Consider the following 13,235-nt stretch of genomic DNA (forward strand, 5'->3'; position numbering starts at 1 on the left):
CGGCCGGGCAACCCCGCAACCCCGGACCACGCACCCCCCGCCGGTCACCCCCCGTACAGCCCCGCCAACCTCCGCGCATCCCGAGCGAAGCGCTCCCGCAGGGGCCCCGGGGCCAGCACCTCCACCTCCGGCCCGAGAACCCTGAGCTGCGCGTGCGCGACCTCCTCCGACTCCACGGGCAACGTCACCGTCACCCACCCCTCCGCATCCGCCGCCCCCGCCGCGTCCAGCGCCTCCCGGGCGGACGGCGCACCGACGGCGCGGGGCAGCTCCCCCACACCCCGCGGCGACAGCCGCACCACGACTTCGTCCCGCAGGATCGACCGCGCGAACTGCTCCGCCCGCTCCGCCCAGAACGCGGGCAGGTCGAAGTCCTCGTTCCGGCCGAAGCGCTCCTCGCCCGCCTCCACCGCCGTGAAGCGGTCGACGCGGTACACGCGGAACGGTCCGTCCGCCGCCCCCGCGACCCTCGCGCACAGGTACCAGACGCCGGCCTTCAGCACGAGCCCGTACGGCTCCAGCTCCCGTACGACCTCCTCCTCCCCGCGCCGGTACCGTGCCGCGACCCGGCGGTCGTCCCAGACCGCGTCCGCCACCGCGGGCAGCAGCTCGGGCGTCTCGGGCTCACGGAACCAGCTCGGCGCGTCCAGGTGGAACCGTTGGGCCGCCGTGCGCGAGGCGTCCCGCAGGGAGGGGAGGAGGGCCGCCGACACCTTCAGGCGGGCCGCCGAGGCCGCGTCCTCCAGGCCCATCTCCCGCAGCGCCCCCGGGACCCCGGACAGGAACAGCGCCTCCGCCTCGCCCCGGGCGAGCCCGGTCAGCCGGGTGCGGTAGCCGCCGATCAGGCGGTAGCCGCCGGCCCGGCCGCGCTCCGCGTACACCGGCACGCCCGCCTCGGACAGTGCCTGCGCGTCCCGTGTCACGGTCCGCTCCGACACCTCCAGTTCCCGGGCCAGCTCGGCGGCGGTCATGGCCGGGCGGGACTGGAGGAGCAGCACCATTTTGATCAGGCGGGCAGCGCGCATCCCCACATGATGCCGGAGGGCGCGGAAGGCCCCCGCCGTGGTGGTGGCGGGGGCCTTCTCCTACTGCCCGAGGCTCACAGGCCGTAGCGCTCGCGCGCCTCCTTCACGGCCGTGGCCTTGACCTCGCCCCGCCTGGCGAGCTGGGCCAGGGCCGCGACCACGATGGACTCGGCGTCCACGCCGAAGTGGCGGCGGGCGGCGTCACGGGTGTCCGACAGGCCGAAGCCGTCGGCACCGAGCGAGGAGTAGTCCTGCTCGACCCACTGCGCGATCTGGTCCGGGACCTGGCGCATGTAGTCGGAGACCGCCAGGACCGGACCCTCGGCGCCCTGGAGCGCCCGGCGGACGTACGGCACCCGCTCCTCGCCGCGCAGCAGCGCCGCGTCGGCTTCCATGGCGTCCCGGCGCAGCTCCGTCCAGGAGGTCGCGGACCACACGTCGGCGGCCACGCCCCACTCCTCGGCGAGCAGCCGCTGCGCCTCGAGCGTCCAGTGGATCGCCGTGCCGGAGCCCAGGAGCTGGATGCGCGGGGCGTTCGCGGCCGGGGTCAGGCCCGCCGTCTCTGCCGTGTTGAAGCGGTACAGGCCCTTGACGATGCCCTCGTCCACGCCGGACGGCTTGGCCGGCTGCGGCATCGGCTCGTTGTAGACCGTCAGGTAGTAGAAGACGTTCGGGTCCTCGCCCGGGGCCGCCTCGCCGTACATGCGGCGCAGGCCGTCCTTGACGATCGCCGCGATCTCGTACGCGAACGCCGGGTCGTAGGAGAGGGCCGCCGGGTTGGTCGCCGCGATGGCGGGGGAGTGGCCGTCCGCGTGCTGGAGGCCCTCACCGGTGAGGGTGGTGCGGCCCGCGGTGGCGCCGATCAGGAAGCCGCGGCCGAGCTGGTCGCCGAGCTGCCACATCTGGTCGGCCGTGCGCTGCCAGCCGAACATCGAGTAGAAGATGTAGAACGGGATCATCGCCTCGCCGTGCGTCGCGTACGCGGTGGACGCGGCGATGAAGTCGGCCATCGAACCGGCCTCGGTGATGCCCTCGTTGAGGATCTGGCCGTTCTTGGCTTCCTTGTAGTACATGAGCTGGTCGCGGTCGACCGGCTCGTACGTCTGGCCCTTGGGCGAGTAGATGCCCAGGGACGGGAAGAGGCTCTCCATGCCGAAGGTGCGCGCCTCGTCGGGGACGATCGGTACCCAGCGCTTGCCGGTCTCCTTGTCGCGGACCAGGTCCTTGACCAGGCGGACGAAGGCCATGGTCGTCGCCACGCTCTGCGAGCCGGAGCCCTTGTCGAAGGCCGCGAAGGCCTTGTCGGCGGGGGCGGGCAGCGGGGCGAGGGGGTGCACGCGGCGGGCCGGGGCCGGACCGCCGAGGGCCGCGCGGCGCTCCTGGAGGTAGCGGACCTCGGGGGAGTCGGCGCCCGGGTGGCCGTAGGGGACCACGCCGTCGACGAAGGCGCTGTCCGCGATCGGCAGGCCGAGCAGGTCGCGCATGTCCTTGAACTCGTCCACCGAGAGCTTCTTCATCTGGTGGTTGGCGTTCTTCGACGCGAAACCGGTGCCGAGGGTGTGCCCCTTGACCGTCTGGGCCAGGATCACGGTCGGCGCGCCCTTGTGGGCGAGCGCGGCCTTGTACGCGGCGTACACCTTGCGGGACTCGTGGCCGCCGCGCGAGAAGTGGAAGCACTCGAGGATCTTGTCGTCGGACAGGAGCTTCGCCATCTCGGCGAGCTGCGGGTCCTTGTTGAAGAAGTCCTCGCGGATGTAGGCGGCGTCGCGGGTCTGGTACGTCTGGACCTGCGCGTCCGGTACCTCGCGCAGGCGGCGTACGAGGGCGCCGGTGGTGTCGAGCCGGAACAGCTCGTCCCAGGCCGTGCCCCACAGCGACTTGATGACGTTCCAGCCGGCGCCGCGGAACTGGGCCTCCAGCTCCTGCACGATCTTGAAGTTGGCGCGGACCGGACCGTCGAGGCGCTGCAGGTTGCAGTTGATGACGAAGGTCAGGTTGTCCAGGCCCTCGCGGGAGGCGAGGGTGAGCGCGGTGGTGGACTCCGGCTCGTCCATCTCGCCGTCACCGAGGAACGCCCACACGTGGGAGTTGGTGAGGTCCTTGATGCCGCGGCTGGTCAGATAGCGGTTGAACCGCGCCTGGTAGATAGCGGAGATCGGGCCGAGGCCCATCGAGACGGTGGGGAACTCCCACAGCCAGGGCAGCCGGCGCGGGTGCGGGTAGGACGGCAGGCCGTTGCCGCCGGCCTCGCGGCGGAAGTTGTCCAGGTGCTCCTCGGACAGGCGGCCGTCGAGGAAGGCGCGGGCGTAGATGCCGGGGGAGGCGTGGCCCTGGACGTAGAGCTGGTCGCCGGAGCCGTCACCCTCCTTGCCCTTGAAGAAGTGGTTGAAGCCGGTCTCGTAGAGCCAGGCGGCGGAGGCGAAGGTGGCGATGTGGCCGCCGACGCCGTACTTGCTGCCGCGGGTCACCATCGCCGCCGCGTTCCAGCGGTTCCAGGCGGTGATCCGCTGCTCCATCGCCTCGTCGCCGTCCACGGTGGGCTCGGCGGACGTCGGGATGGTGTTGACGTAGTCCGTCTCCAGCAGCTTGGGCAGCGCGAGGCCGGCGCCCTCGGCGCGCTCCAGCGTGCGGCGCATCAGGTACGCGGCACGGTGCGGCCCGGCCGCCTTGGTGACGGCGTCCAGGGAGGCCTGCCACTCGGCGGTCTCCTCGGGGTCGCGGTCCGGGAGCTGGTCGAGCTCGCTCGGCTGGATGGCTTTCGGGTCGGTCGTCATGTCGCCGCCTTCCTCAGTCGAAGGGGGTTCCCTCATCGGCAGGGGTGCCCTAGGTCTTTGGCAGGACAGGGCTGGGCTCCGGTGGGAGTCCAAGCGTGACTGTAACTCCCTGATCGATGATCGATCAAAGGGTTGAGAAGCAAAACCTCTTGATCACGAGAAAGTCGGCACGGGGTGCCTCGGGCGGTGGCACGGGGTGACCTCGAAAAGGGGGATCTGTGCAGGTGAGCGCGGTGCGGCTCGTTCGTCAGGGGCGCGGCGCGCAGCCCAGGACGTGGGACTTGACGATCTCCGCGATCCGGGGGTCCCGGCGGCGGAAGGCCGCGACCAGCTCCTCGTGCTCCTCCGCGTACGACTGCTGCACCGTCCCCAGCCACCGTATCGACAGCGCCGTGAACACCTCGATCCCCAGCCCCTCCCACGTGTGCAGCAGCACCGAGTTGCCCGCGGCCCGCACCAGCTCGCGATGGAAGCCCACCGTGTGCCGCACCTGGCCCGTGCCGTCGGAGACCCGGTCGGCCTCGTACAGCGCGGCGACGTGCGGCTCCAGGGCCGAGCAGTCCACGGCGAGCCGGTCCGCCGCCAGCTCCGCCGCGATGGCCTCCAGGCCGGCCCGGACCGGGTAGCTCTCCTCCAGGTCGGCGGCGGTCAGGTTCCGCACCCGCACGCCCTTGTTCGGCGCCGACTCGATCAGCCGCAGCGACTCCAGCTCCCGCAGGGCCTCCCGCACCGGCGTCTGGCTGACCTCCAGCTCGGTGGCGATCCTGCGCTCCACGATCCGCTCGCCCGGCTGCCAGCGTCCGCTGATGATCCCTTCCAGGATGTGCTCGCGGATCTGTTCGCGCAGCGAGTGGACGACGGGCGCGGTCATGGAAGCTCCTTCGGGAGGGTCCCCTTTCGGACCCTGGGGCGGCTGACGCTTAGACAATACGGCCGTCACGGCGGGCGGGAAGGGCGCATGGGCGCGCTTTTACGCAGGTGAGACGAGACTTACACAGCGTGCCACGCCCGGAACACGACGGAGCCCCCGCCCGGAAGGTTCCGGTCGGGGGCTCCGTACGGGCCCGCTGGCGGGGAGGACTACAGGCCGAGCTCGACCTCGAACTCGCCCGCCTCCAGGATCGCCTTGACCGCCGTCAGGTAGCGGGCGGCGTCGGCGCCGTCCACCAGACGGTGGTCGTAGGACAGGGTCAGGTACGTCATGTCGCGGACGCCGATGACCGTGCCCTCCTCGGTCTCGATGACGGCCGGACGCTTGACCGTGGCACCGATGCCGAGGATGGCCACCTGGCCCGGCGGCACGATGATCGTGTCGAACAGCGCGCCGCGCGAACCGGTGTTGGAGATGGTGAAGGTCGCACCGGCCAGCTCGTCCGGGCTGATCTTGCTGGCCCGGACCTTGCCCGCCAGGTCGGCGGTCGCCTTGGCGATGCCGGCCAGGTTGAGGTCACCGGCGTTCTTGATGACCGGGGTCATCAGGCCCTTCTCGGAGTCCACCGCGATACCGATGTTCTCGGTGTCGAAGTAGGTGATGGTCCCCTCGGCCTCGTTGATCTTGGCGTTGATCGGCGCGTGCGCCTTCAGCGCCTGGGCCGCGGCCTTGACGAAGAACGGCATCGGCGAGAGCTTGACGCCCTCACGCGCCGCGAACGCGTCCTTGGCACGGGCGCGCAGCTTCATCAGACGGGTGACGTCGACCTCGACGACCGACGACAGCTGGGCCTGCTCGTGCAGCGCCTTGACCATGTTGTCGCCGATGACCTTGCGGATGCGCGGCATCTTGACGGTCTGGCCACGCAGCGGGGAGGCCTCCAGGACGGGGGCCTTCTTCGCGGCGGGCGCGGCGGGGGCGGCGGCAGCCGGAGCCGGGGCGGCCTTCGCGGCCTCGGCGGCGGCGACGACGTCCTGCTTGCGGATACGGCCGCCGACGCCGGTGCCCTTGACGGTGGACAGGTCGACGCCGTTCTCGGCGGCGAGCTTGCGCACCAGCGGGGTCACGTAGGCGCCGTCGTCCACCGGCTGGGCGGCGGCCGGGGCAGCCGGAGCGGCGGCCGGGGCCGGTGCGGGCGCCGGGGCGGCGGGCTGCGGGGCGGGAGCCGGCGGAGCCTGCGGGGCCGGGGCGGCCGGAGCCGGAGCGGCCTGCGCGGGAGCCGGAGCCGGAGCCGGAGCCGCCGGAGCCGGGGTGGGCTCGGGCTGCGCCGGGGCGGCGGGGGCCGCCGGGGCCGCGGCCGGAGCGGCACCCGCCGCACCGATGACGGCGAGCTTGGCGCCGACCTCCGCGGTCTCGTCCTCGCCGACCACGATCTCCAGCAGGGTGCCGGAGGCGGGCGCCGGGATCTCGGTGTCGACCTTGTCGGTCGAGACCTCCAGCAGCGGCTCGTCCTCCTCGACGCTGTCACCGACCGACTTCAGCCAGCGGGTGACGGTGCCCTCGGTGACGGACTCGCCGAGCGCGGGCAGGACGACGTCCGTGCCCTCGGCGGAACCGCCACCGGCGGAGGCGCCGGCCGTGGGAGCGGGGGCCGGGGCGGCCTGCTCGGTGGAGGGGGCGGTCGGAGCGGGCTCCGGGGCCGGCTCGGCGACCGGCTCGGCCTGCGGGGCCGGGGCGGCGGCGGGGGCGCCGCTGCCGTCGTCGATCAGCGCCAGCTCGGCACCGACCTCGACGGTCTCGTCCTCGGCGACCTTGATGGAGGACAGCACGCCGGAGGCGGGCGCCGGGATCTCGGTGTCGACCTTGTCGGTCGAGACCTCGAGCAACGGCTCGTCGGCCTCGACGCGCTCACCCTCGGCCTTCAGCCAACGGGTGACGGTGCCCTCGGTGACGCTCTCGCCGAGCGCCGGAAGGGTTACGGAAACCGCCATGGTTTCGGTTGCTCCTTACGAAAGTGCGGAAGTCTGTGTCGTCGCGCCCGAAGACCGAAGCGGTCAGTCGTGCATGTGGAGCGGCTTGCCGGCCAGCGCCAGGTGGGCCTCGCCGAGCGCCTCGTTCTGCGTCGGGTGGGCGTGGATGAGCTGGGCCACCTCGGCCGGCAGCGCCTCCCAGTTGTAGATGAGCTGCGCCTCGCCGACCTGCTCGCCCATGCGGTCACCGACCATGTGGACGCCGACCACGGCGCCGTCCTTGACCTGGACGAGCTTGATCTCGCCCGCGGTCTTCAGGATGCGGCTCTTGCCGTTGCCACCGAGCGGGAACTTGATCGAGACGACCTTGTCCGCGCCGTAGACCTCCTTCGCCTTGGCCTCGGTGAGACCGACGGAGGCGACCTCCGGGTGGCAGTACGTCACCCGCGGCACGCCGTCGTAGTCGACCGGAACGGTCTTCAGACCGGCGAGCCGCTCCGCCACCAGGATGCCCTCGGCGAAGCCGACGTGCGCGAGCTGGAGGGTGGGGACGAGGTCACCGACGGCGGAGATGGTCGGGACGTTGGTCCGCATGTACTCGTCGACGAGGACGAAGCCGCGGTCCATCGCGACGCCGTTCTCCTCGTAGCCCAGACCCTGCGAGACCGGGCCGCGGCCGATGGCGACGAGCAGGACCTCGGCCTCGAACTCCTTGCCGTCGGCGAGGGTGACCTTGACGCCGTCCTGGGTGTACTCGGCCTTCTGGAAGAAGGTGCCCAGGTTGAACTTGATGCCCCGCTTGCGGAAGGCGCGCTCCAGGAGCTTGGAGCTGTTCTCGTCCTCGACCGGGACCAGGTGCTTGAGGCCCTCGATGACGGTGACCTCGGAACCGAAGGACTTCCACGCGGAGGCGAACTCGACGCCGATGACGCCGCCGCCCAGCACGATCGCGGACTTCGGCACGCGGTCGAGCGTGAGGGCGTGGTCCGAGGAGATGATCCGGTTGCCGTCGATCTCCAGGCCCGGCAGCGTCTTCGGCACGGAGCCGGTGGCGAGCAGGACGTGGCGGCCCTCGACGCGCTGACCGTTGACATCGACGGAGGTGGGGGAGGAGAGCCGGCCCTCGCCCTCGATGTAGGTGATCTTGCGGGAGGCGACCAGACCCTGCAGGCCCTTGTACAGACCGGCGATCACCTCGTCCTTGTACTTGTGCACGCCCGCCATGTCGACGCCCTCGAAGGACGTCTTGACGCCGAACTGCTCGCTCTCGCGGGACTGGTCGGCGACCTCGCCCGCGTGGAGCAGGGCCTTGGTGGGGATGCAGCCGTTGTGCAGGCAGGTGCCGCCAAGCTTGTTCTTCTCGATCAGGGCGACGTCCAGGCCCAGCTGAGCCCCGCGCAGGGCCGCGGCGTAACCACCGCTGCCACCGCCGAGGATCACTAGGTCGAAAACGGTGCTGGCGTCGTTCGCCACGTCACGTCCTCCATGCATGTGCGCCACGCCGGTCTCCAGTGACCGGTCGGCGGCTGGTGTCCGGCCGCTCTTTGTTCTCGGCCCTTGGGTGGGCCCTGTCCTGCCGGGCTCCATCTTCGCACTTGTGAGAGCCGAACGAGACGCGGGGCCGGGGTGTGAGACACCCCACGTTCAGGTGAGCGGAGCAACGGGCGGAACCTGCCACCCAGGGCGGCCCGACCCCGCCGGGCGCGCGGGGCCACGCCGATCCGCGACGGGACCGCGTGGGCGCGACGGCGTACGGCGCCTTTGCGACCGGGGCCCGGCCGACCGGCCGAGGGGCGCGGGGCGGCGCGGATCTGCGGCTTCGCTGTGTGGGGGCGAGGGTGTGGGGCGCCTTCGCGGCCGGGGCCCGGCCGACCGGCCGAGGGGCGAGGGGAACTGCGCGACCGGCCACGACGGACCCGCAGCCGCGCAGTCACCCGCGCCCGGCACCCCTCCGGCGCCCTCGGTCGGGCTACCGGCACCCCTCCGGCGCCCTCGGCCGAGTTACCGGCACCCCTCAGGCGCCCCCGGCCGGGCTAGCCCAGTTCGCCCGCGGCCGCCAGCTCGGCGACCCGCACCAGCGTCCGCACCGCCGTACCCGTACCGCCCTTCGGCGTGTACCCGAACGGCGCGCCCTCGTTGAAGGCCGGACCCGCGATGTCCAGGTGCGCCCAGGAGATGCCCTCGCCGACGAACTCCCGCAGGAACAGACCGGCCACCAGACCGCCGCCCATCCGCTCACCCATGTTCGCGATGTCCGCGGTCGCCGAGTCGAGGCCCTTGCGCAGGTGCTCCGGCATCGGCATCGGCCACGCCGGCTCGCCGACCTCCTCGGCCGCCTCGTACACCGCGGAGCGGAACGCGTCGTCGTTCGCCATGACGCCGTACGTCCGGCTGCCCAGCGCCAGCATCATCGCGCCGGTCAGGGTCGCCACGTCGATGATCGCGTCCGGCTTCTCCTGCGAGGCCGCCCACAGCGCGTCGGCGAGCACGAGCCGGCCCTCGGCGTCGGTGTTGAGCACCTCCACCGTCTTGCCGCTGTACATGCGCAGCACGTCGCCCGGACGCGTCGCGGAACCGGACGGCATGTTCTCGGCCAGCGCCAGCCAGCCGGTCACGTTGACCTCCAGGCCGAGCCGCGCGGCGGCGACGACCGCGGCGAACACCGCGGCGGCACCGGCCATGTCGCACTTCATCGTCTCGTTGTGACCGGCCGGCTTCAGCGAGATGCCGCCCGAGTCGTAGGTGATGCCCTTGCCGACGAAGGCGAGGGACTTCTTGGCCTTGGGCGAGGTGTACGACAGCTTCACCAGCCGCGGACCCGCCGCCGAACCGGCGCCGACGCCGAGGATGCCGCCGTAGCCGCCCTTGGTGAGGGCCTTCTCGTCGAGCACCTGCACCTTGATGCCGTGCTCCTTGGCGGCGGTCTGCGCCACCGCCGCGAACGCCTCCGGGTCGAGGTCGTTCGGCGGGGTGTTGACCAGGTCGCGGGCGCGGTTCAGCTCCTCGGCGACGGCCGCCGCACGCTCGATCGCGGCCTTGTACGCCTTGTCGCGGGGCTTGCCGCCGAGCAGCGCGGCCTCCGCCAGCGGGGCCTTGCCGTTGCCCTTGGCGCCCTTGGTGCCCTTGGCCTCCTTCGCGGACTCCTTGTACGCGTCGAAGGCGTACGCGCCGAGCAGTACGCCCTCGGCGACGGCACCGGCGTCCGCGGCCTCGGTGAGCGGCAGGGCGAAGGCGGCCTTCTTGGCGCCGGCCAGGGCACGGGCGGCCGTACCGGCGGCCCGCCGCAGCGCCTCCCCGTCGAAGCCGGCGTCCTTCTCGGGCTCGGCACCGAGCCCCACCGCCACGACGACGGGGGCCTTGAAGCCGGACGGCGCCGGCAGCTTCGTCACCTCGCCCTCGGCGCCCGAGGCACCGAGGGTCTCCAGAACGGCGGCGAGCCGGCCGTCGTACGCCTTGTCCACGGCCTCGGCGCCCGGTGCGACGGACGGGCCGTCCGGGCCCTTGGCGACACCGATCACGATCGCGTCGGCCCGGAGGCCGGGCGCCGCGGCGGTGGAGAGAGTGAGAGCAGTCACGGTGGTGAAATCTCGCTTCCGTATGAAGTCTGGTGTGGCCGAATGCGGGTGGGTCGACCGGGCCCGACATCCGACCCTAGATCCCTCCTGCGTTGCGGTCCTCGCCTGGGCAGGCGAACACTCGGCACGAGCCTACGCTCGACCCCGGCCCCGACCCCTCCCGCGGGCCGCGGTTTCCGCGCCGGAGTGCGGATGGGAGATCATTGCGGGGGTACGCCGCCCACCCCAACCGCACTCTGGAGCACGCCCCGTGAGACGCACGGTCCTGTCGACAGCCCTCCTCCTGCCGCTGCTCGCGGGCTGCAACTCGGCCCCCGGCGGCGACGGTGCCCACGCTGCCGGCGGTACGGCGGGCGCCGACGGCGGGGCCGCCGCCGGCCACTGGCGGCCCACCCCGGGCACCGCCTGGCAGTGGCAGCTCAGCGGCAAACTGGACACGTCCGTGGACGTACCGGTCTACGACATCGACGGCTTCGACCACGACGAGGCGACGGTCGCCGGTCTGCACGAGGACGGGCGCAAGGTCATCTGCTACGTCTCCACCGGAGCCTGGGAGGACTTCCGGCCCGACGCCGACGACTTCCCGGCCGAGGTGCTGGGCAAGGGCAACGGCTGGGAGGGCGAGCGGTGGCTGGACATCCGTGCCACCGACGTCCTGGAGCCGCTGATGGCCGAGCGCCTCGACATGTGCCGCGACAAGGGCTTCGACGCCGTCGAGCCGGACAACATGGACGGCTACAAGAACGACACCGGCTTCCCGCTCACCGCCGACGACCAGCTCCGCTACAACCGGCTGGTCGCGAAGCTCGCCCACGACCGCGGGATGGCCGTCGGCCTGAAGAACGACCTGGACCAGATACCGGAGCTGGTGGACGACTTCGACTTCGCCGTCAACGAGCAGTGCGCCCAGTACGGCGAGTGCGCCGACAACCGGCCGTTCGTCGACGCGGACAAGGCCGTCTTCCACGTCGAGTACGAACTGCCGACGGAACGCTTCTGCGCCGACTCCCGTGAGCTGCGGCTCAGTTCCATGCTGAAGAAGTACGAACTGGACGCGTGGCGCGAGGCCTGCTGAGCGTCGGGTCGCCTGGGCGGCGGGTCGGGGGTGACGGGTCGCCGGGTGGCGCGGTCGTCAGCCCAGGGCCAGGATCACCAGCGCGGTCGTGGCCGCCGTCTCCGCCACCCCGCCGAAGACGTCACCCGTGACGCCGCCGAAGCGGCGGACGCAGTGCCGCAGGAGCAGCTCGGCCAGGGCGACCGCCCCCACGACGGCGAGCGCCGTGCGCAGGGCGTCGTACGGGCCCAGGCACGCGCCCGCCACCGCCGCGGCCAGGACGACGACCGTCGCCGCCGCGGCCAGTGCCCGGCCGGCCGGGACGACCCCGGCGACCGCCGCGCCCAGCCCCTCCGGGCGGGCGGCGGGCACCCCGGCCCGGGCCGCCGTCGTGAGCGCCAGCCGGGCGGCGGTCGCCGAGACCACGGCGGCGAGCGCACCGCGCGTCCACGAAGCGTCGTAGGTCTGGGCGAGGGCGGCCACCTGGGCGAGGAGCGTGAACAGGAGGGCGAGCACGCCGAACGGCCCGATGTCCGACTGCTTCATGATCCGCAGGGCGTCCTCGGCGGGCCTGCCGCTGCCCAGGCCGTCGGCGGTGTCGGCGAGTCCGTCCAGGTGCAGTCCCCGCGTGAGTACGGCGGGTACGGCGGCGGTGGCGACCGCGGCGAGCAGGCCGCCGGAGCCCAGCGCGAGCAGCAGCAGTCCGGCGCACGCGGCGATGACCCCCACGGTCAGTCCGGCCAGCGGTGCGCACAGCATGCCGCCGCGCGCGGCGGCCCGGTCCCAGCGGGTCACCCCGACCGGGAGCACGGTGAGGGTGCCGAAGGCGAAACGGAGGCCGTCGGAGGAAGGGGTCCTGGACACCGGCGCAGACTACCCGGCGGCCGCCGGGGCGTTGAGCGGCCCCGGGGATAATGTGCGCATATGGGAGATTGGTGGCAGCGCAACATCGTGGAACCGGGCAAGCTGCCGCTGCTCCTCGCGCTGACGGCGTTCGTGCTGACGTTCGTGGTCACCCGGGTCATCACCCGTCTGATCCGGGCGGGCAAGGGGCCGTTCGGGAACGTCAAGGCGGGCGGGGTGCACATCCATCACGTGGTTCCCGGGGTGGTGCTCACCGTCATCGGCGGCTTCGGCGCGGTCGCGGGAGGCCGGCAGGGGTTCGGGGCGTCGCTCGCGGCGGTGGTCTTCGGTATCGGGGCGGGGCTCGTCCTGGACGAGTTCGCGCTGATCCTGCACCTCGACGACGTCTACTGGACGGAGGCGGGGCGCAAGAGCGTGGAGGTCGTGGTGCTCACCGCGGCCCTGGTCGGGCTGGTCCTCGCGGGCTTCACGCCCTTCGGCGTGGACGGCGTGTCCCAGGGCGAGTTGCAGGACCGCACGAACGTCATCGTGACGGTCGCGGGCAACTTCCTCTTCTCCCTCCTCGCCCTGGCCAAGGGCAAGGCGCGGCTGGCGGTCTTCGGGGTCATCGTGCCCGTGATCGCCCTGATCGGCGCGGTCCGCCTGGCCCGGCCCGGCTCCCCGTGGGCCCGCCGCTTCTACGCCCGCCGCCCCCGTGCCCGCGCGAAGGCCCGCCTGCGCGCCTACCACCACGACCGCCGCTGGTCCGGCCCGCGCCGCGTGGCCCAGGACTGGATCGGCGGCCGCCCGGATCCACGGTGACGGTACGGGTGCCTGCGGCGCTTGTGCGGGGTGCCTGCGGCGCTTGTGCGGTTCGGTGGGGGTGCGGGGTGCCTGCGGCGCCTGTGCGGGTTGGGTGGGGGTGCGGGGTGCCTGCGGCGCCTGTGCGGGTTGGGTGGGGGTGCGCGTAGCGCGGTGGGGTGCGTTGTGGGTCGGGGCCGCGCCGGGGGGTGTCCGTCCTCGGAACGGCGCGGAATCGGTCGGCCACAGATCTTTCCCGGCGCGGACGCGCCAACCGCTGCGGGCGGACACCCCCCGACACGACCCCTTCGCGCCGTACGCG

9 protein-coding genes are annotated in these 13,235 nt (G+C 72.7%); 2 read left to right on the top strand and 7 right to left on the bottom strand.

The features are described from left to right. Positions 1-44 precede the first annotated feature (44 nt). From IG88_RS0136815 to IG88_RS0136840, 6 genes are all read right to left on the bottom strand, one after another. Positions 45-1,025 (bottom strand): helix-turn-helix transcriptional regulator, encoded by a 981-nt coding sequence (locus IG88_RS0136815; protein ID WP_031050945.1) that lies wholly within the window; start codon positions 1,023-1,025, stop codon positions 45-47. Positions 1,026-1,099: 74 nt separating this feature from the next. Then, on the bottom strand, positions 1,100-3,799 hold the full coding sequence (gene aceE / locus IG88_RS0136820) for a pyruvate dehydrogenase (acetyl-transferring), homodimeric type (RefSeq protein ID WP_031050947.1): 2,700 nt from the start codon (positions 3,797-3,799) through the stop codon (positions 1,100-1,102). A gap of 247 nt (positions 3,800-4,046) precedes the next feature. Beyond that, positions 4,047-4,670, bottom strand: coding sequence for a GntR family transcriptional regulator (locus IG88_RS0136825; protein ID WP_030405172.1), 624 nt, complete (start codon positions 4,668-4,670; stop codon positions 4,047-4,049). A gap of 209 nt (positions 4,671-4,879) precedes the next feature. Beyond that, the gene (sucB, locus tag IG88_RS0136830; protein WP_031050948.1) at positions 4,880-6,661 is read right to left on the bottom strand and encodes a 2-oxoglutarate dehydrogenase, E2 component, dihydrolipoamide succinyltransferase; all 1,782 of its coding nucleotides are present in this window, start codon (positions 6,659-6,661) and stop codon (positions 4,880-4,882) included. A 63-nt stretch (positions 6,662-6,724) separates the two neighbouring features. After that, positions 6,725-8,113 carry a dihydrolipoyl dehydrogenase gene (gene lpdA, locus IG88_RS0136835; protein ID WP_030405174.1) on the bottom strand — a complete coding sequence of 463 codons (1,389 nt, stop codon included), beginning with the start codon at positions 8,111-8,113 and terminating at the stop codon, positions 6,725-6,727. A gap of 560 nt (positions 8,114-8,673) precedes the next feature. Then, positions 8,674-10,215, bottom strand: a complete 1,542-nt coding sequence (locus tag IG88_RS0136840; protein WP_031050949.1) for a leucyl aminopeptidase — start codon at positions 10,213-10,215, stop codon at positions 8,674-8,676. A 250-nt stretch (positions 10,216-10,465) separates the two neighbouring features. Between IG88_RS0136840 and IG88_RS0136845 the strand changes: the two genes are divergently transcribed. Next, positions 10,466-11,290: an endo alpha-1,4 polygalactosaminidase gene (locus IG88_RS0136845; RefSeq protein ID WP_031050951.1), complete on the top strand. Its 825-nt coding sequence runs from the start codon at positions 10,466-10,468 to the stop codon at positions 11,288-11,290. 57 nt (positions 11,291-11,347) lie between these two features. Here IG88_RS0136845 and IG88_RS0136850 read toward each other — a convergent pair whose 3' ends face one another. Further along, a complete protein-coding gene (locus IG88_RS0136850) occupies positions 11,348-12,133 on the bottom strand; it encodes an adenosylcobinamide-GDP ribazoletransferase (RefSeq protein WP_031050953.1) in 786 nt (261 codons plus the stop codon). 60 nt (positions 12,134-12,193) lie between these two features. Between IG88_RS0136850 and IG88_RS0136855 the strand changes: the two genes are divergently transcribed. Next, a complete protein-coding gene (locus IG88_RS0136855; RefSeq protein WP_031050957.1) occupies positions 12,194-12,934 on the top strand; it encodes a hypothetical protein in 741 nt (246 codons plus the stop codon). Positions 12,935-13,235 lie beyond the last annotated feature (301 nt).

It is taken from the genome of Streptomyces sp. NRRL F-5650 (assembly GCF_000721365.1).
Lineage (GTDB): Bacteria > Actinomycetota > Actinomycetes > Streptomycetales > Streptomycetaceae > Streptomyces > Streptomyces ardesiacus.

What these genes read in the sequence shown, in the direction of transcription:
- IG88_RS0136815 (WP_031050945.1), bottom strand. Translation starts at nt 1,025, where the DNA reads ATGCGCGCTGCCCGCCTGATCAAAATGGTGCTGCTCCTCCAGTCCCGC.
- aceE (WP_031050947.1), bottom strand. Translation starts at nt 3,799, where the DNA reads ATGACGACCGACCCGAAAGCCATCCAGCCGAGCGAGCTCGACCAGCTC.
- IG88_RS0136825 (WP_030405172.1), bottom strand. Translation starts at nt 4,670, where the DNA reads ATGACCGCGCCCGTCGTCCACTCGCTGCGCGAACAGATCCGCGAGCAC.
- sucB (WP_031050948.1), bottom strand. Translation starts at nt 6,661, where the DNA reads ATGGCGGTTTCCGTAACCCTTCCGGCGCTCGGCGAGAGCGTCACCGAG.
- IG88_RS0136855 (WP_031050957.1), top strand. Translation starts at nt 12,194, where the DNA reads ATGGGAGATTGGTGGCAGCGCAACATCGTGGAACCGGGCAAGCTGCCG.